Annotated in this window: 18 protein-coding genes; 1 reads left to right on the top strand and 17 read right to left on the bottom strand. The window is 35.7% G+C overall.

Going from position 1 to position 19,623, the window contains the following annotated elements; translation table 11 throughout:
- Positions 1–6: 6 nt before the first annotated feature.
- From HF876_RS04695 to HF876_RS04650, 10 genes are all read right to left on the bottom strand, one after another.
- Positions 7–882 carry a DUF58 domain-containing protein gene (locus HF876_RS04695; protein ID WP_169358908.1) on the bottom strand — a complete coding sequence of 292 codons (876 nt, stop codon included), beginning with the start codon at positions 880–882 and terminating at the stop codon, positions 7–9.
- Complete coding sequence (locus HF876_RS04690) at positions 879–1,871, bottom strand: AAA family ATPase (RefSeq protein ID WP_169358907.1); 993 nt, start codon at positions 1,869–1,871, stop codon at positions 879–881. Before HF876_RS04690 ends, HF876_RS04695 begins: the two co-directional genes overlap by 4 nt.
- An 11-nt stretch (positions 1,872–1,882) precedes the next feature.
- A complete protein-coding gene (locus tag HF876_RS04685; RefSeq protein WP_169358906.1) occupies positions 1,883–3,283 on the bottom strand; it encodes a PCRF domain-containing protein in 1,401 nt (466 codons plus the stop codon).
- Positions 3,284–3,295: 12 nt separating this feature from the next.
- Positions 3,296–4,144 (bottom strand): ABC transporter permease, encoded by an 849-nt coding sequence (locus HF876_RS04680; protein ID WP_240949629.1) that lies wholly within the window; start codon positions 4,142–4,144, stop codon positions 3,296–3,298.
- Position 4,145: 1 nt separating this feature from the next.
- On the bottom strand, positions 4,146–5,075 hold the full coding sequence (locus tag HF876_RS04675) for an ABC transporter ATP-binding protein (protein ID WP_169358904.1): 930 nt from the start codon (positions 5,073–5,075) through the stop codon (positions 4,146–4,148).
- The gene (locus tag HF876_RS04670; RefSeq protein WP_169358903.1) at positions 5,075–7,471 is read right to left on the bottom strand and encodes a hypothetical protein; all 2,397 of its coding nucleotides are present in this window, start codon (positions 7,469–7,471) and stop codon (positions 5,075–5,077) included. The genes HF876_RS04675 and HF876_RS04670 overlap by 1 nt, the downstream gene beginning before the upstream one ends.
- Before the next feature lie 58 nt (positions 7,472–7,529).
- Positions 7,530–8,405: a LysR family transcriptional regulator gene (locus HF876_RS04665; protein WP_169358902.1), complete on the bottom strand. Its 876-nt coding sequence runs from the start codon at positions 8,403–8,405 to the stop codon at positions 7,530–7,532.
- Between the two features lie 445 nt (positions 8,406–8,850).
- On the bottom strand, positions 8,851–9,303 hold the full coding sequence (cbpB, locus tag HF876_RS04660; RefSeq protein WP_169358901.1) for a cyclic-di-AMP-binding protein CbpB: 453 nt from the start codon (positions 9,301–9,303) through the stop codon (positions 8,851–8,853).
- A 249-nt stretch (positions 9,304–9,552) separates the two neighbouring features.
- Positions 9,553–10,323 carry a 2,4-dienoyl-CoA reductase gene (gene fadH / locus HF876_RS04655; protein ID WP_169358900.1) on the bottom strand — a complete coding sequence of 257 codons (771 nt, stop codon included), beginning with the start codon at positions 10,321–10,323 and terminating at the stop codon, positions 9,553–9,555.
- A 149-nt stretch (positions 10,324–10,472) separates the two neighbouring features.
- The gene (locus HF876_RS04650; protein ID WP_169358899.1) at positions 10,473–12,506 is read right to left on the bottom strand and encodes a putative bifunctional diguanylate cyclase/phosphodiesterase; all 2,034 of its coding nucleotides are present in this window, start codon (positions 12,504–12,506) and stop codon (positions 10,473–10,475) included.
- 203 nt (positions 12,507–12,709) lie between these two features.
- Here HF876_RS04650 and HF876_RS04645 point away from each other — a divergent pair, with 203 nt between their 5' ends.
- On the top strand, positions 12,710–13,177 hold the full coding sequence (locus tag HF876_RS04645) for a YkyB family protein (protein ID WP_169358898.1): 468 nt from the start codon (positions 12,710–12,712) through the stop codon (positions 13,175–13,177).
- Positions 13,178–13,357: 180 nt separating this feature from the next.
- Here HF876_RS04645 and HF876_RS04640 read toward each other — a convergent pair whose 3' ends face one another.
- The 7 genes from HF876_RS04640 to HF876_RS04610 all read right to left on the bottom strand — a co-directional run bounded on the left by HF876_RS04640 (position 13,358) and on the right by HF876_RS04610 (position 19,430).
- A complete protein-coding gene (locus HF876_RS04640) occupies positions 13,358–14,263 on the bottom strand; it encodes a chemotaxis protein CheW (RefSeq protein WP_169358897.1) in 906 nt (301 codons plus the stop codon).
- Positions 14,264–14,330: 67 nt separating this feature from the next.
- On the bottom strand, positions 14,331–15,200 hold the full coding sequence (locus HF876_RS04635; RefSeq protein WP_169358896.1) for an NAD(P)-dependent oxidoreductase: 870 nt from the start codon (positions 15,198–15,200) through the stop codon (positions 14,331–14,333).
- Between the two features lie 405 nt (positions 15,201–15,605).
- The gene (locus HF876_RS04630; RefSeq protein ID WP_205964007.1) at positions 15,606–16,766 is read right to left on the bottom strand and encodes a DUF4129 domain-containing protein; all 1,161 of its coding nucleotides are present in this window, start codon (positions 16,764–16,766) and stop codon (positions 15,606–15,608) included.
- Between the two features lie 70 nt (positions 16,767–16,836).
- Positions 16,837–17,994 carry a DUF58 domain-containing protein gene (locus HF876_RS04625; protein ID WP_169358894.1) on the bottom strand — a complete coding sequence of 386 codons (1,158 nt, stop codon included), beginning with the start codon at positions 17,992–17,994 and terminating at the stop codon, positions 16,837–16,839.
- Positions 17,994–18,932, bottom strand: coding sequence for an AAA family ATPase (locus HF876_RS04620; protein ID WP_169358893.1), 939 nt, complete (start codon positions 18,930–18,932; stop codon positions 17,994–17,996). Before HF876_RS04620 ends, HF876_RS04625 begins: the two co-directional genes overlap by 1 nt.
- Before the next feature lie 19 nt (positions 18,933–18,951).
- The gene (locus HF876_RS04615; RefSeq protein ID WP_169358892.1) at positions 18,952–19,128 is read right to left on the bottom strand and encodes an aspartyl-phosphate phosphatase Spo0E family protein; all 177 of its coding nucleotides are present in this window, start codon (positions 19,126–19,128) and stop codon (positions 18,952–18,954) included.
- Between the two features lie 113 nt (positions 19,129–19,241).
- A complete protein-coding gene (locus tag HF876_RS04610) occupies positions 19,242–19,430 on the bottom strand; it encodes a hypothetical protein (RefSeq protein ID WP_169358891.1) in 189 nt (62 codons plus the stop codon).
- Between the last annotated feature and the right edge of the window lie 193 nt (positions 19,431–19,623).

The following is a 19,623-nucleotide window of genomic DNA, read 5'->3' as shown; positions in this document are numbered from 1 at the left end:
CTCACCTCACTGCACCCAATTTGCTCTTAGTAGTTGATGAAATAGGACATGAGAAATGCCCTCATCTGCATTGACCTGTATTAGTTTGATACCGAATTTACTACATAACTTTTCTAAAGCAAGTTGATGCAGCTTTCTTTCCTCATTGTAGGAATCTATTACTCTGGAAGACATAGATATATTTAATTGTTGAGCGGTTTCTACATCCTCCAACTGCATATCACCAGAAAAAGAAGGGGTTAACTCCTCATTCGTAACAATTTGTAACAGTCGTATATCACCCGCAAAGCGAGGTAGTTTTTGTATAAGAGTTCTTAAATGCTCTATGTCCTCCAAGCAATCCGTAATAAGGAATAATACAGTACTGTCTTTCGGCAGAAAGGAGATTGCATTTTTAGCAAAGGAGTCTACCATAGACGGCGGATTCAAATCGGTTATTACTTGTGCAAACGCTTTACGGTAGGTTGCCCCTTTTCTTCTGAAAGGAGGAACTTTTTCATTTGAAACCATGGAAAAGGTAAGTCGATCATCTCTTTGAAGTACAAGGATACCTAGGGAAGCTGCTAATTGCCTAGCAAAATTCCATTTTACTTTTTCTCCCATCGATTTTGAGGAGTCAAGTAGAATATGTACTCTCATTTCCTGTTCATCTAAAAAACGTTTGATAAAATACTTATCTGTTCTAGCATAAACATTCCAGTCAATTTGACGAACATCATCTCCAGGCGTGTATTCCCTGAAATCTGAGAAGTCTAGAGAAGCACCGAATCTTTGGGAGCGATGAGACCCTTTATGCTGTCCACGTAGTTTAGATTTGGTTGCTATAGACAATCGACTTAGCTTTCCAGTCCAATCTTTTGGGATCAAGTAATCCTTACTCATACACTTTGTCCTTGCTTCACTGTTTGTAAAATAATTTCAATTAAGTCATCCGTACTTTTACCTTCTGCTTCCCCCTCATAGTTAAGCAACAAACGATGTCTTAGTACAGGCTTTACTACGGTTTTAATATCAGCTATCGAAACGTGATAACGTCCTGAAACCAAGGCTCTTGCTTTTGCTAGTTTAATAAGGCTTTGCAAACCACGAGGGCCGCTCCCATATTGAACATATTGCTGAACTTCTGGGACGACAGAAGATTCCGGGTGAGTAGCTGCAATAAGATCAACTGCATACTCTAACATGTCATCCGCAATCAATACTTCCTTAACCATTTGTTGAGCAATAATCAGATCTTCTGCATTCATTACTTTGTTCAAACGAATATCTTGGCTTCCCGTAGTTCTCTTTGTAATTTCTATTAACTCATCTTTAGTTGGATAGGAAACAATTATCTTACATAAAAATCGATCCATTTGTGCTTCTGGCAATGGATAAGTCCCTTCCATTTCAATTGGATTCTGTGTTGCTAATACAAAAAATGGTCGATCCATCTTCTTGGTGTCTCCGAGGACCGTAACAGTCTTCTCTCCCATCGCCTCTAAGAGGGCACTTTGAGTTTTAGGAGTTGCACGATTTATTTCATCTGCTAAAACCATCTGACTGAATATAGGTCCTTTTTGAAAACTAAATTGTTGTTTTCCGCTCTCTAATCGTTCGATCATACTAGTCCCCGTAATATCAGATGGCATGAGGTCAGGGGTGAACTGAATACGTGAAAAGGAAAGGTCAAGTACTTCAGAAACTGTACGGATAAGCATAGTCTTCCCAAGTCCTGGCAATCCCTCTAAAAGTGCATGACCATCTGCTAAAACACAATAAATAGAAAATTCTACTGCCTCTTTTTGTCCAACAATAAATTGACCTATTTCCTGGCGAACTGTTTCTAAACGTTTACTCATATTGATATAGTCTTCAGTTGTTAACTCCATAGTTTCCTCCATTAATCGTTATTTTCTACGGATGAGAAATAATCCTGAACAATCCTCTGTAAATCAGAAGGGAGCTGCATTCTTTCCGAACTCTTTAAATAGGAGTCCGTGTATTCATTGATGACTTCCTCGTATGATTTAACCGTACCTCTAGTTGTTGGTGCTTCTGCTGGCTCTTCACTAGAAGAGTCACCCTCGCCAAGGCTTCCACTGTCTACACTCGTATCTCCAGTACCACCTATTCTAGATGGAATAGAAAGGAGGTCCCTTCCTCCAGAACCCTTACCAGCGCCTTGTCCTCCTGAACCTTGGCCTTGGCCTTGACCTTGCCCCTGCCCTTGGCCTTGGCCTTGACCTTGACCCTGACCTTGACCTTGCCCCTGGCCTTGACCTTGCCCCTGGCCTTGTTGTCCTTGACCTTGACCCTGGCCTTGTTGGCCTTGACCTTGCTGTCCTTGACCTTGTTGGCCTTGACCTTGCTGTCCTTGGCCTTGCTGGTTATTGTTACTGTTATTATTTGAATTTGTATTACCTTGTGCTATATTGTTCGAGGAAAATGGAAGCTTTTTCCCCATTTTACTTAGAGTAGAGTGAGCAGATGCTGAACTTTTTGCCAATGCGCTATTAGACTCCTTTAAGGAAGCAAGCTCTTTTAACTCCGCTTCGTTTAAAGAGGCTCCCTCTGATCCATCTGAGTTAGCCATATTTTTCTTTTCTTCTAGTTTTTGTTCCTTAAGAGCAAGCTCCTTTTGTTTTTTTATAAGTTCTCTCAATGCTTCTTCAGCAAGTTCTGTATCCTTCAATGATTCCCTTAATTCCTCTAAATCCTTTTTTACTGCTTTAGATAAATCTTTTTTCTCTAGTTTCTCTACTTCCTTCTTTATATCACTTATTATTTGTTTTTCTTGTTCAATATCTTTTGCTTCTAATTGAGTAGTCGCGGGAAACGTGTATAACAAAAGAATCGCCGCACATGACATTATTAACCCGACCATCCATTTTACTTCAAAATAATTCTTTTTTCTTTTTTTAAATGCCTCAAAAGCTACTCCCCCACTAGTTTCAGCTTTGCGCAAAATACCTTGAGCGAGGGGGCTTTTATTATGCATAAATGAAACGGCAGTCATTAGAACATTATCAGGGAAATAAGCATCCAACTGTCGAAGAGCTATTTCCTCCTTTGGTCTTTTCCAAAATGCCCATCCTAAAAAAATGGCAAAAACAAGAGATGCTAAAGACCAGGCATAAATTGTGTAATATGGTAAGACAAACAAGCGAGATATTAGGAAAATGATAGCAACAGAAAGAAATCCGTAAAATAGAGCTCCTTGAAGCATTCTAAAATAGTGTTCAATTACTAGGCTATATTTAGCTTTTTTAATCCACTGGATTAATCTGTTATTGTTCTCCATTTATAGTACTCCTCACTTAGATTTCTTCATATTTACACGTAATTTTCTTACAGCTATAAAAATTGCTAGTACGGTTAGTAATACATAAAAAATTGCATATCCTGCCCATATTGGAAAGTTTATATTAGTTGTTTGACCGATAAAGCTTTCAGAACTGGACATTGTTAAATTTAACATTAGGACAACTGGATTGATCGTTGCAAAAAAATGAGCTATTGGCTGAGGAGAAGTTGCTAGTGCTCCCGTAGCCATACTGTTCATACCAGTAAGGACTAGATAAATAAATCCAGTTACCCCTGCAAAAAAAATCATCGTCCCATAGGTAGCAATCATAGAGACAATTGTTTTCCTAATAATAGTGGAATACATAATGCCTATACTGCCAATTGCCATCATAGTTATGAAGAAAAATAAAAAGATTAAGCCAAGCTGTCCAGGTGAAACTCCACCAAATAGGAATACGAAGCTATAGACAGGCAAGCCTGCGACTAAAAGTAACAATAAAAAAGCAATAGATGAAGAAAGCTTTCCTATAATAATTTGAAAAGAGGTTTGAGATGTTGTTAACAATATATTCAAGGTTTGCTTCTCACGCTCCGAGCTAATAGCTCCAGCTGTAAGACCTGGTGTGATGAAAAGAATAAGACCGAGCTGAATATAGGTAAGCATCACAAACATAAAGAAACTTTCTTCTGGTCTAAAATACCCTGTGCCTGTAAATGAGGTCGTTAATAGGATAAAACCAAATACAAAAATTGACATAGCAATGAGATAAAATAATATACCTGTAAAGCTTTTCAGAGAGCGAAAGCGTAGTTTAATCTCTTTTATAAGCACCGGATTATTTAAAGCTTGCTTCAACTTACTTCGCCCCCTTCGTAATTTCCATAAATACATCTTCTAAATCTGTTTCTGTTTCAGCAAAAGATATGATTTTCAAGCTTTGTTCTACTGCCTTTTTAAGTAAATTAATCTGGTCTTCTTCTGATCCTCTATAGCTAAACGTAATAGCATTTTTCTCTGGGTGGCTCTCTACCTTAGATGCAAAAGGGTCCTCCTCAAAGAAAGTGGCTGCATTTTCAAGCAATCCTTTTACTTTGACAGTAATACGTCTTTCACCAGCAAGCTGAGCTTGTATTTCTTGTACCGAGCCATGAGCAATTAGCCTACCACCGTCAATGACTCCAATCTCATCACACATTTCAGCGAGCTCGGGTAATATATGAGAAGAAATTAAAATGGTTTTTCCCATTTCCTTCAACTGTCTTAATATATCTCTCATTTCGATACGTGCACGTGGATCTAGGCCAGATGCTGGTTCGTCTAATATCAATACCTTTGGATCATGGATCAATGCCCTAGCTAGGCATAAACGCTGTTTCATCCCTCGAGAAAGAAGATCTACATATGCATAACGCTTATGTGTTAAGTTCACTAATTCAAGTAGCTGAGGTATTAAAACCGCTCTTTCAGCCTCTGGAATACCATAGGAAGCACCATAAAAATCCAAATATTCATTCGCTTTTAGTTGATCGTAAACTCCGAAAAAATCGGGCATATAGCCAATCTGTTTTCTAACCTCGTGAGGGTCTGTCTTAACACTTTTACCATTAACAAAAGCTTCCCCCGAAGTTGGTTGTAATAGAGTAGCAAGAATAGAAAAGGTTGTAGATTTGCCTGCACCATTTGCTCCTACAAATCCAAAAACAGTGCCCTCGTGTAAAGTTAAATTTAAATCATTCAAAGCGTAAAAAGAGCCATATTTTTTAGTTAATCCCTTAATCTCAATCATTACTTAACCTCCCCTTTCATGCGAACCTCTGGAAGTCGTGTATAAGAATTTCCATCAATAGAGTCCTTCGTCAATTTATATATAATTACTCCATCTTTGTTAATATAATTGGAAATATTTTCTTTTATAGTAAATCTGCTTTCATCTACTGGCTCATATGTTTCTGATTTATTATTCCATAGCTCGATTGTTTGCGAGTTTCGATCCGTATTAGCTATTTGTAATTGGGTATAAGTTACGTCTTCTACTGCTATAGTTTCTGGTAGCTTCCATGACGTAATGTATTCTCCGTCATCTAAATACCACTCGAAGTTACTATTTTCCATTGGTTCCATGTATTTACCCATAGCATCTGCTTCCAGATTAACCGTAAAGCTCGTGGAAGGAAGTGTAAAATCACCTGATATAATAGTTTCTGCCTCAAATGGTTGTATCAACAAATGAAGTGCAGACATTTCTACCTTTTTATCTTTCAGCTCAATTGGTAGTACATTATCCTCCACGAATGCAGTAATAGCAGGTTTGGCTGCTTGTTGTTCCATAGTTTTACTCGTCGAATACAGAGACTTTTTACGTTGTGTTATTAAATCGTCTTGATTCGCAGCATTCTGGCCCCAGCTACCACCATTATTAATATAAGGATTAGAAGTTGGACTTAGCATAATCGATCCTATGTCCTTATTGACTTCCATTTGTCCCCCAGGCTCTAAGTCTCCTAGCTTTATTAATTTGGAACCAGACCAGATAGAAACGTCTTTAAGTGCAAACGGGAAGCTATTGGTTATAGTACCTGATAGTTTACTTGCCTCAACTCGAAGATTCGAATCTATTTTACCTACCTCAGGAATATATGTTTCTCCGTAAAAAGAAGAAACAGACCAATATCCAAGATCTCGGAATGTTAGCTCTGAGTTTGAAGCACTCTTCTCAAGTATTACGTTTTCATGAATGTTAACGGTTTCGCCTGTAAAGGAGTTGTACGCTCTATTTGCAACCATAGACGTACTATTTGGAGACGTAAAAGCAAACTCTCCCCCTTTGTTACTTAATATCGATTCTGCATAATACCCACTAAGACTGCTATCTTCATTCACATATAAAAACGAGGATTGTTGAACTTGTGGCTTGGCAATGCGATCCTTTGCACCGTAACCGAATATGGCAGCGGAAGTTATAATAGCAAGTAACGGAATAATGCCCCACGCATATTCTCTTTTATCTTTTCTCTTCAATATGAGGTAAAGTAAAGGACCTACTAAAAGCATATAAATGATTACAATTCCTATCATTAAAGGAGTCGATACTTTGAAAGAAGCAAAAAGAGAATTGGTGTTACCAATATCGTGAACTAATTGATCCTTTAGGTTATTTCCATACATATAATTATTAGATTGCGTTTTTATTGGATTCAGTATCTTTTTCATTAACTCTGGATACGCTTCGTCTTTTGCGAGAGGGGTATCACCTAAAGAAAAGGTTGTTTGTATAATTGCCCCTTTTCCTAACTTTTTTTGGCCAGCCAGTAATGTTCCCTCTAAATTAATTAAGGGCTGTGAACCTTCAGTTAAAGTAGCCTCATATACAGTTAAATCATTTGATAATACCTTTTCTCCAGTTATAGAGCTTACTGTTTGGGGTGAGAGACTTTTGGTGGTCGATTGCAATTGGAAAGGTAAGTATTCTGCTAATAATCCAAGTTCTGCGGAAGTATTATCGGATGCCCCAGCAATAATATTTCCCCCTGAACTAACATAATCAACTAGTGCCTGTTGCTGACTATTAGAAAGGTCTGCCAACACATACTCATCTATAAATATGTAATCTGCCATCTGCCAAGCTATACCTTCCGTCGGATAAGTGAAGTCACTTAACTGACTTAAATGGACTACTTGACTATTCGATTGTTTAAAACCATTTAAAAAAGTTAAACGGTCGGCACTATTAGTCATAGTCAAATAAAAAGTCGTGGATGGGTCCATAAAGTTTACTTTTAAATTCTTGGAGCCTTTATAGTCAATCGATTTCCCCTTTTCCCAGCCCCCTTCATAAAAGTGTACAAGCTTTGTATTGGAGTTGGAGTATAAATAGTCGTCACTTAATCCCGAAGCGGCAATTTGAACTGTCTTTGTTTCTTTAGCACCAATTTCAAATGGAATTGCCTGTCCATTGCCTAAATTATAAGATTCGAACATATCAAGCACGATATCCCCCGAAAAAGCATCACCTGAATTTTCTACAGTGATCGTTATTGGAAGTCCCTCTCCGTACTTTGCCTTACCGTCAAAACCTAGAGTAGTCTTGACCTTTAAGCTTGGAGCTGCTGAGGCATCTAAAGGCTGAATACAAAAAATGATAAAAAGTGCTGCGATTGCCAAAGCAAACTTGCGTATCTGCATATTATTTCCCTCCTATTATTTATATCTTTTAGTACGTTTCTCACCCAAAAAAGTTCCTTTAGTGGAATTTCTTCGCATGCTCATTCACAATTTTTACAAATGCCTCAACTTGTGGAAGTTCAAATGAGCTGTCATACCCGATTAACCAAGTATCCCTTGTAAGTTCAAACTCTTCTTCATTATTAGTTAACGGGATCTTATTTACATCCTCATGGCCTGTCAGTGTAATGGAAGGTAAAATAGCATATCCAATACCGTTTAAAGCCATTTGCTTGCACGTTTCAATTTGATCTACAATTATTTGACGCTTCGGGTTTACAGAAAAGTGTTTCTGCCACCACTGCTGAATTTCTTGATAATAGTTCGAATCACTTTTAAATTGGATAAAAGGCTTTTCTGTTGTTAGCACATCATCTATGCTGGTCATTTCTTTGTCTACTAAATACAGAGTATCTCTAAATAAGTGCATTTTGCTCCCTTTCCAATCCGTTTGGCCTCGAACAATGCCTATTTGAGCTTCTCCATCATAAATGGCTTTCACAATTTCTGAACTCCAACCGGTTAACAAAGAAACCTTAGCCTCTGGATACGTTTGGACAAAATCCTTTAACACCTTTGGGAGCCAATTTTGACCTACTATAGAGGCACACGCAATTTTTAATGTTCCATGCACCTTAGAGCTTAAAGATTGTAAAGTCTCAAAAAGTTCTTCTCTTTGCTGGAGTATACTGTTAGCAAATTCAATAACAAGTTCTCCCTCAGGAGTAGCTGTTAGACCCTTTTGAGATCTTAAGAATAACTTTGTTTGCCATTCCTTTTCAATGGTTTGCAGACGTAAGGATAAAGCTGGTTGAGAAAGAAAAAGTCGCTCTGCAGCCTTACGCATATTTTGTTCTTCAGCTAATGTTTTGATAATAAGATAATCTGAATTCATTTATTGACCCTCTTTCTTTAAGTTTGGTTACTATTTCAATGGGTTCATGTTCCACAGGAGAATTTACAAGCATGTATCTATACTTACTGCAGGACTTATCTCTCTCATTCATCTCGTCATAATTATTCCATTTTACTCCTTACAATTGAGATTACTTTATCGGTATAGTACTTAGTCATCTTAATTGTATACTTTATTTCTTTTATTAAGTAATCTAATTTAATTCTAAAGTCATAACAATCGTACGGAAAGAGAAATAGGGAATTTTTTTCAACCAAACACGAGTATTTTATTCTTTTTTATCGTAGCTACAGGGTGCGACTTAAGAAATTTGAATGAAATCTAAATACCTCCAATTATTTTGCCCACAAAATAAGACACTTACTGTTCAACCCAACCAGTAAGTGTCTTATTATTATGCTTAGCTACAGCTATTTATATTAGATCATTCTTGAGGTTCCTGGGATTGGTATAAATACTTTTTCATCTGCTTTAAAATAACTCTTCTTGTTAAAATACCGATAAAAGTACCCTCATCATCTACAACACATACATATGGGTTATTGACTAAGAGATCTAAACCTTTTTGAAATTTTTCATTCACGTGAATAGAAGCAATATCCTTTTTCATAATTTGATCAACCTTTAAATCAGGTAATCGTTCATATTCAATATGTTCAAGTCCAAGTATTTCATCTGTAATTTGTTGAGTACTAACAAGTCCTTGCAGACGATACTTTACGTCTAGGACTGGGATTGAAGAATAACCCGTCTTTGTTAACACAAGCAATGCATGTTCTGCATTATTTCCTAATTGCACATGAGCAACCTTATCTGCTGAAATAATGTAATCCTTAATAGGAATTTGCAAAAAGTCCTTACTACTTACAAATATCATTGAATCCTACTCCTTTGTCTGTTTTCCTAATTGGAAAACACAACCTATAAAACTATGATAGCATATGAAAGGAATAAAAAACTATGAAATCGCTTACAACATCTCATTATTTTTAAATTCAAATGAGGACATCGCTAATCAAACATCTCTAAAGATGTTTCGGTATACGAGGAATTTAGCGCAATACTTTACATGCCCGCTATTATTTTTTATGGAATTCATCATTTTCAGATGAAGTTAACATTTATTTTAAAATGGAAATTGATTTAACCATTGTCCACCGTCTAGCGTTACTATTTCTCCATTCATATAAGCAGCTTTGTCTGACATCATGAATGTTGCAAGATCGCCTATTTCTTCTGGTTTACCTAAACGCTTTAGAGGAACCGCTTGAATTGTTCTTTTAGCAGCTTCTTCTGATTCCCAAAGCTTCCCTGCTCCACCCGTGCGTTCAATTGGACCTGGGGCAATTCCATTAACTCGTATACCGTATTTACTTCCCCACTCCACAGCTAGTGTTCTTGTTAAGGACATCACGCCTGCTTTCGCGGCAGCAGAATGAGCTACCCCAGCCCCTGCTCCCCAAGCATAGGTTGCAAGCATATTAATAATAGAACCTTTCGTTCCTTTATTTATCCAATAGTTACCTACAGCATTTGAACAATAGAAGGTACCGTTTAGTACAATATCGATTACAGCCTTCCAACCATTTGGCGAAAGCTTCGAAGTCTCGACAATAAAGTTGCCTGCTGCGTTATTGACTAGGCCATCGATGCTACCAAATGCCTTATCCGTAAACTCAACCATTGCTGCAACATGCTCAGGATCTCGTACATCCATTTGAAATACTTCCACTTGTTCCCCATTCTGAGCGATCTCTAATTTTGCATTATCTAGCTTTTCCTTATCCCTACCAGTAATGACGACATTTGCCCCTTCGGCTACGAAAGCCATCGCCATATATTTACCCATCCCATTAGAACCACCAGTGACAATAATCGTTTTCCCCTTTAATAACAATGAAAACACACCCCTTTTAAAATTGAATGAACATTCACTCAATATTTTATCATACCCTTATAAGAAAAGCACTATGGCTTGATAGAGTCTATACTAATAAAAAAAGACCCGTAGAAAAGCCTTTGTGCTCTCTCATGGGTCTACAATGATTATTGATAATTCATATATGATTTGTTAATATCCTCTATTGGGATAGGGCGACTAAAAAAGAATCCTTGAGCTTTTTGACAGTTCGCTGCTTTTAAGATTTCCACCTGGGTATCTTTTTCTACTCCTTCAGCGATTACTTCCATGCCTAAGCTATGAGCTAAACGAATAATCGTCGTTGCAATAGCAGCGCTTTTTTCGTCGGTTTCCATGTCTTTTATAAAGGACTGATCTATCTTTATAATGTCGATTGGATACTTTCTTAAATAACTCAGTGAGGAATAACCGGTTCCAAAATCATCAATTGAAATAACGACTCCAATATCCTTCAATTCTTTTAGAATAGTGAAAGTATTCTGCAAGTCGGTCATCGCACTTTCTGTAATTTCTACCTCTAAAGAAGAGGCAAGTATATTGAATTTTTTAATTTTATCTCTAATCTTAAAAGCAAAATTATCTTGTTTAAATTGTTGAGGTGAAATGTTGACTGCAACTCTCGCCATTCGGAAGCCCTTATCTTGCCATTGCTTTAACTGTCTACAAACCTCATCTAAAACCCAATCTCCGAGCTTGAATATGATTCCTGACTTTTCTGCTAGAGGGATAAATTGCATAGGAGAGACATATCCAAACTTGCGATTATTCCAACGTAGCAAAGCCTCGAATGAATTTATCTCACCAGTCAATAGATTGACCTGTGGCTGATAATGTATAGACAACTCGTCTTTTTCAATTGCTCTTCTTAAATGTGATTCCATCAATGCTGCATTTGGAAAAGATAAATTCATCTGTTCCTGAAAATATCGATAATGAGCTCTTCCTCTATCTTTTGCCACATATAAAGCCTGATCAGCCTTTAACAATAACTCATCTCTTTTTTCTCCATCATAAGGGAACATCGATATTCCTATAGAGGCTGTACCAAAATACTCTTGATGATCTAAATAAATCGGTTTGGCAAGTTCCGTTAATATACTTTCCGCAAATGCACTAGTATCTTCCTTTGTTTTTCCCTTTAATAAAAAAACAAATTCATCTCCACTTTGCCTATATAAATTACTCGCCTTATCAATATATAAACTTAAACGATCTGCAATTTTTTTTAGTAACTCATCACCATATGTATAACCCAATGATTCATTTATTAATTTAAATCGATCAAGGTCAATTCGTATAATAGATATTTCACTATTTGTTTTTTGAGCGTCTTTAATATTTTCATGTAAGTGTTCTTTTAATGCTCTTCTATTCCATAAGCCCGTCAAATGATCATGGTAAACAAGATAGAATAGTTGCTCCTGCTCCTCTGTATCACTTACCGTATTTCGCAGAACTATATGAAGTCCACTTACACTTCCACCAATTACTATAGGAATTGCTTTTAGATCTGTACTTATAAAATGGCCTTTTTCATGTTGTATCAAGCAATTCTGCATTTCGGTAGCTTTGCCCGTCTTTACATGGCTCATGATATTGCGGAAGTTCCACAGAGATTCTTCTCCTACAAATGTTTCAAATGGTATATTTAATAACTCATTCGACTTATATCCATAAACTGTATTTATTATTTTATTTGCGTATTGAATTTTACCTTCTTGGTCAATAACTAATATGGTGTCTAGATTGTGTTCTATTAACGAATGATATTTTTCTTGAACCTCTAGCAAGGGATCAAAATGGGGTTTAGCCGTTTGATCAACCATCAACAAACCATATATCCCTCTTGTTTTTTCTCCCATTGGCGCTATTGTAATATCAAATGTATAAACTTGGTCATTTAATATAATGTCAAAGTTATGGTAGACTTTCTGCTTGGCCTCTTCTACAAAAAGTGGTTCTAATTGAATCCATAATTCTTGCGTGAAATTATTTAAATTTATCGCACTTTTTAAAAATTTGTTGGCACTTTTATTTGTATAAATAATTACATGAGAACCATCTTCCTTTTTTTGCAATAGGCAAGTGATCAGGTTGGGTTGTTCATGAATCATATCTGCTAAGTAATCATCCATCTTAAGCTGTTCGTAATTGTTCATGTTAGCCTCCATAGCCTCGTATAAGACATATTGCAAAAATCAACACACTGTACTCTCTTTTGTATCGTCAAATAATGGTAATTTTTAATAAAAATACTAATAAATATTTTTATATAATATTTTTTTGATTTGTGTACACAATTAGGTCATTAGTTGGTATGATAGTATGTATAGTAAGAGTAAAAGAAAGGAGTGTACTTATTATGACTACTGAATCAGACAAGCAGTTAGCGACTGCAATATATACAGTTAATAGACATGCAAAAACTGCTATAGACAACAAGCCCCTTTATGAGCTGAAAAAATTAGCTATTCAAAAAATGATTACAGAAAAAAAAGCTAGTAAAATTGGTCTTCATTTTGTGCGTAATCCTAGAAATAGCCAACAGCAATCCTCCGTTTTAGTTCAGTGTGCTGACTATTATTTCCACCTTCTTCCGGTTAAAGAAGATTTTAAAACATTACCACATCTCGGTCATTTAGATGATACTTATAGAAACCCTATCAGGAAAATGAGTATAAGAATGGCTAAACAATTATTAACCGATTATATAGGACCTCCCAAAGCTACTAAAAGCAAGTCCACTAATCACTCTACATCTTGTACTGCGAAGTTTGCTCGTGTTTCCAATAGACGCCCAAGTAAGATGAAATCTTACCTAGATCGATAAAATTTCGTAGAAGCAAACACTTTTATCAGTCAAAAAAGTGTATTTCTTCTTCCTTATAATGTTCTAGTTACCTAACCCTATTTTAACGCTGAGTAGTGTATATTTGATTTAATATTATGGAGAGGGATTCTCATAGCTAGCATTAGCTTTGAGAATCCCTCTTTTAATTTCTATATATTGTTACAGTATATATTTATCAATTTTTAAAACTAGTTCAGTAATTTCTGGTTTACTAACTTGATCTTCTGCTCCTACTAAGTCACCTTTGTGTCTAAGGTCGTCTGTAATCAGACTTGAAAAAATGACTACTGGCAGTTTGGCTAAATTACTATTGGTTTTAATGGATTTTGTCAAAGCATGCCCATCCATCTGTGGCATCTCAATATCGGTTACAATCATTTGAACATGTTCCGATACATCTGGAGAGACTTTCTCTAATTCCTCTAGGTATGCTAAAGTATCCTTCCCATTCTCAAAGAACTCGAGGTTTACATAACCCGCCTCATGCATAGTATCATGCAATAATTTCCTTAACAAAGGTGAATCTTCTGCAATTACAATTTTTTTGTTAGATCTTTCTCTTGGGCCTAATTTCTTCACCGAATCTATACTCATTCCTGATTCAGGATTTATATCCACAATAATTCTTTCAAAGTCTAATAATAAGAGCATGTCTTCGTCTCTTTTAATAACTCCTATTACGTGGGAAGATCCTCCTTGATATAGGGAACCAGGCTTTTCTATTTGATCCCATGATATACGATGTATTTGAGTTACATTGTCTACGTGAAATACAGCCTTTTGTTTATTAAATTCTGCAACAACATATTTTTGTTGCTCACTTGTAGATTGCATGGGCAAACCTAAAACTTTACTCATATTTATCACGGGTAGAACATCACCTCGTAATTGAATAATGCCTTCCACATGCGGATGTGCAAGAGGAATAAAAGTAACCGGAATAGGTTGAATAATTTCCTTTACTTTTATCACATTAATGCCAAATCTATTTGAACCTACTTGAAACTCTACAATTTCTAATTCATTGGTTCCGCTTTCTAGTAATATTCCTTTGTGGTCATTCACAAAAAATCTTCCTTTCCACACTCACGATTATACCAATTGTATCATACAGAGGTAAAATATTACTATATTATTCGTATAATTTTATTAGTGCTTGAGTACCTTTATCCTCATATCCGTCACTTATTAATTGATCATATAATGACTTCGCTAACTCTAACCCAGGTAATGTCAAATTCATTCTTTCTGATTCCTCCAAAGCAATTTTCATGTCTTTAACAAAATGCTTGATAAAGAATCCCGGCTCTAAATCACCTTTAATCATTCGAGGTGCTAAATTGCTCAATGACCAAGAACCAGCAGCACCAGTAGAAATTGCTCTTAATACTTGTTCTAATTCCAACCCAGCTTTCTTTCCGTATGTAAGTGCCTCACAGACTCCTATCATATTAGATGCAATCGTTATTTGGTTACACATTTTAGTATGTTGTCCAGCGCCCGCAGTTCCCTCATGTAGAATGGTCTCACCAAATAGCTTCAGTACTGATAAAGATCTGTCAAAGGTTTCCCTCTCTCCACCACACATAATGGATAGCTTTCCTAATTGAGCACCTATATCTCCACCCGACACTGGAGCATCTAGGGATTGCATATCTAGCTCCTTAGCGCGATTGTCAATTTTTTTTGCTAAAGTAGGTGTGGATGTTGTTAAATCGATGACAGTTAACCCTTTGTTTTCTATTGAGAATATTCCTTCTTCTCCAAAATAAACTTCTTCTACATCGTGTGGATAGCCAACCATGGTAAAGAGGTATTGTACACTGCTAGCAGCTTCACTAGGCTTTGATACCCACCTTGCTCCTAAAGTAAGTAACTCCTCTGCTTTCTCCTTAGTTCTTGTGTATACACTAACCTCATGACCTGCTTTTAGTAAATGCTTAACTATACTTTTACCCATTACACCTGTGCCAATAAAACCTATTTTGAGTTGCTCCGTCATAAATAACTCCTCCAATATAATTTGTATTAAATACAGTTTATCAGAAAAGTAAAACAAATTTATTTAAAATTTCACTTTAATGATTAATCCATTTCATAATTTTGGTTTTGATGTAAGGCAGGGACGATTGAAAAGAGAGAAATTTTATATCACTTTTCGGAAGTGCAGATGATCCGGGCGAACGATAAACTATCATCAACTGTTTTGTCTCTTAACTGTCCCTTGCATCATTCTAATGGATCAGCAACCTGTCCATTCATAAAGGGAAGTGCAATTTATTTCAATAACTAATACGCAAATGATAAATTTAGACAAAAAAAGAGGACCATCCAGTGGATGATCCTTAAAAAGGGGGAAATGAGAATGTTGCTGTGTTCTTTATTAATATGCCCTGCTCACATTTATTTAAACCTCTTTTTTTAAAATTTTTTTTATTTTATCCAATTCTTCTATAAAAATATCTGCCTGTTCTTCTCCTACCATGTGACCACCATATCTTACTTCTTCATAAGTAGAAAAAAATTCACCTTTTACCTCCCATGACATTCTTTTAAACCATTCCCTAACAGTTTCACTCATTTCTCTATTGTATCCTAATGATGTTGCCTCTTTTTCAAATTCAAAGTAAAGCTCTCTAAGGAATGAAGCTTCAACTTTATAAATGGTACTTTGCTTTAATAATTCTTCATCCTGAATAGCCAAATTATCATTTTTATAAATGAAATTATTTCGTTGTTGTTCCACAGGAAATTCTATTTTCTTTTTGATAATATAAGTAACAATTAAAAGTATTACTATACCTAAGGCCCCAAATAGGATCCACTCTATTGGAAATGACGAAGTAATTGCTTCAGATTCATCTTGACGTAAACCATCCATTATACCGTCATTTGCTACAATATCCTGTTCTCTTTCCTCTGCTGGTTCGCTGAACAAATTACTCAAATATTTTTCAATTAAAATGAGCAAAGGTGTCAAAGGCAACATCACAATAGTAAACAACCCTTGGAGGATCACACCTAAAAGTTGTCTCACTGGGCTAAAAATCAAAAAGCTTAAGAAAGTTAAAAGAAAGATAACGGACAAACCAACTAAATAATAAAGTGCAAATTGGTTTAACGATTCTTTTGTATGACTGTAACTTTTTCTCCAAACACTAAATAGCCTTAACCCTACAAAGAAAATAACTCCTCCTATAAAGACACTATATAAAGTGATTTTATAATTTTCGATCACAAGCATAATACAAATTAAGTGGATAGAGAAAAATACCATTAATGACAGTAAGGCAAAAGGATTATCACTGTCCTCATCCAACTGAATTACATTATATCTATAATGTAAGCAACACACAGATATTAGAACCCCAATACAATATAGCCAAAAGGGACCTCCAAATAAAAAGAGGAAAAGTAATGACACCGTAGGAATAATAAAAGCGATGATTAAACTAGGTCCAAATTTCGAAAAAGTATACTGGGCAACCAGCACGGTAAAAATTTGGATACCAATCCATAGAAACGGCAAACTTACCAAAGTCTCATTTAACAATAAAACAAAGAACAAGCTAACTATCCACATATCCTTCAGGTACTTTTCATAGGACAATTTTTGTATATGGAAAGTTTGAGTGGAGTTATTTAACATAATCTCCCTCCTCTTGCTCAGTCAGATATGTGACAATGGCCTTCTGCTCCCATGGGGTTAATATGGAATGATACTTCTCCATATTATGAGAAAAAACTCGAACAGACACCGGTATTTCCTCATGACTATCAATATATTTAATCATATTTTCAAATGGTATAGTGATATTGCTAACCGATAGAATAGAAAGTAACTCTAAAGCATTTAGTCTATGTACATCACCAGAGCCTAAAGGAACAAATACAAATGGTCTCTTTCCTGATGCTCGAATATTTAAGCCAAATCCAAAGGGAACATTTGCCTTATAACAAGCTTCCACATTAGATGCTAGCCACTCTATCTTCTCCTCAAAATCATGAACCATCCTATACCCATCTGCAAGATTAACTAAAAATAATACCGATACATTAGTAACTTTTGTAAAAATTTTGGTTTGAAGCTGCTGTGTCCTTGCACTTGCTTTCCAATGAATATGGTTAAACTGATCACCTTGTTCATATTCTCTAGTACCAATAGGGAAGAACGGGTCAACAAACAAAGAAGAATTTAACTCCAGCTCTCCAGGCTTAAGTCGAGTAGGAAGAAATTCTTCTTTGATTGGATAGATAGTTGGATAAACCATTGCATCCATCAATATGTATGGTTGGTAATTCAATATAATAGAACCTTCCGTTAAAGGATGAGGGATATTAATATCTATGCCTCTAAACCTCGAAAGACCTCTTCGACTACCAACTATAGGTACTTGTATCGTAACTGTTTTATTGTATCCAATAGAAAAAGGAACATTCACCTCAAAAAATCCTGAAGATAAAATATTATTGGCTCTAACTGGAGCAACTGAATCGTGGAATGCTATTGTAATGGTGCCATTCCAAATCGGCATACCTTTATTTTTAAAAGTCAGCTCAAAATGTGAGGTAGTCCCTTTCATTAATCTAACTCTTTTTTTCTCATTTACAAAAGTAAGTCCACTACCAACTTTTTGAAAGTAAAGCAGTTGAATCAACACGAAACATAACAAAAAGAAAATAATAACGAAAAGTACATGCTGATCAAAGATAAAAAGAAATACCCCACTGATCAGCAATATATCCCTATATATTTTTATATACTTATAGTTTACATCGTTACGTTTCCACGTCATTATATACTTGCCTCAACAGGTGCTTCAATTTCTTTAATCAATTCTGCCATAATATTAGATATTTCATGGATTAACATTCCTTGCGAGGACAATCTAAGGCGATGCAAACAAACAGGATCTATGATGTTCTTTACGTCGTCTGGTGTCACATACTCCCTACCATTAATGAAGGCGTGGGCTTTAGAAGCCTGTAGCATAGCTAAAGAAGCTCGACTACTTAACCCTAGTTCTATGTACTGGTGTTTTCTCGTGCCTTGTACAATTTGTATGATGTAAGTAAAAATATCTTCATGAACTTGAATATTATTTACTTGCTTAGACCATTCTTCAATTTTCTCAAGAGTAACCACTTGCTTAGTTTTAACTTTTCCAGGAGCTTGACCAAAATGTTTTAAAATGTAATTCTCTTCCTTCATGGTTGGATAACCAATATTAAGCTTAAATAAAAAGCGGTCTAGCTGAGCAGCAGGTAACTGGAAGGTACCTTGCTGTGATTCTATTGGGTTTTGTGTAGCAATTACCATAAAAGGATAAGGTAGCTTAATAGTTTCACCATCAATTGACACTTGTTTCTCTTCCATCGCCTCTAAAAGACTGGACTGAGTTCTTGGAGTGGCACGATTAATTTCATCTGCAAGCAAAATATTACTCATTACTGGACCCATCCGCAGAATAAACTCCTGCTTCTGAGGATGAAAGTAACTAATTCCTGTTACATCTGAAGGAAGAACATCGGGAGTAAATTGTATTCGTTTAAATTCTCCTTGAATGGCTTCTGCAAAAGATTTAGCCATCATTGTTTTTCCAGATCCAGGTACACTTTCTAATAGCACATGGCCTTGAACTAACAAACCCATTAGCATAAAATCGATTTCTTTTTGTCTACCTATAATAGATTGGTTCAATTCTTTTTTTAGTTTGATTAAAGCTGAATCCATTCATATCTTCTCCAATTTACTAGTCGATTTGTTTAGATGTGCTTAGCTGCTTAACTTGGGAATGAAACTCGTTAAGTAAATGATCTAGCTCTTCGCTTAATCGAATAGTTTCCCTATTAGTTACACCATTTTCTATCGCAGATTGAATCATCTTTTCTCTTGTATATTCTAGCCTTTTTAGAATAGATTCCATCATTAGAAAACTCTCCTTTTGAAAATTGTATATTTCCCTCTACTATCTATACATAAACCCCTTATACTAATCAGAATATACCGACAATTTAAAGTAAAGTAATGTACATTAGCACATTAACTTCTTGGATGCGTTAGATAAGTATATATTATATCTCCACCTTGCATTGCATTACCACTAAAGTGTTTAAAATCTTCTCTTTTTACAAGTACTTCTCTAAATGCTAAAAACTCTTCCTTAGTGACGTGAATTTGATCTATCATCCCACTTTTTAGCGCGTTAAGTTGTTCATCTATCGATTGCATATTTTTAAATCTCCTTATATTTTAAATAAATGGTGTTTATTCCTCTCAAAAAACATAACAATCATAGAATGTCTCCTAAACTGAATTCCTCATGTATTATTAAAAAGTACTATTTTAAAATTAGACAAAATGTATAGTTTTAAAACTTTTGATAAAAATACTTTACGTACATCTTTTTTTAGGGCAAACTGTA

It is taken from the genome of Psychrobacillus sp. BL-248-WT-3 (assembly GCF_012843435.1).
Taxonomy (GTDB): Bacteria; Bacillota; Bacilli; order Bacillales_A; family Planococcaceae; genus Psychrobacillus.
Note: the sequence above shows the minus strand (reverse complement) of the source record. Positions and strands in the feature narration are given on the sequence as shown.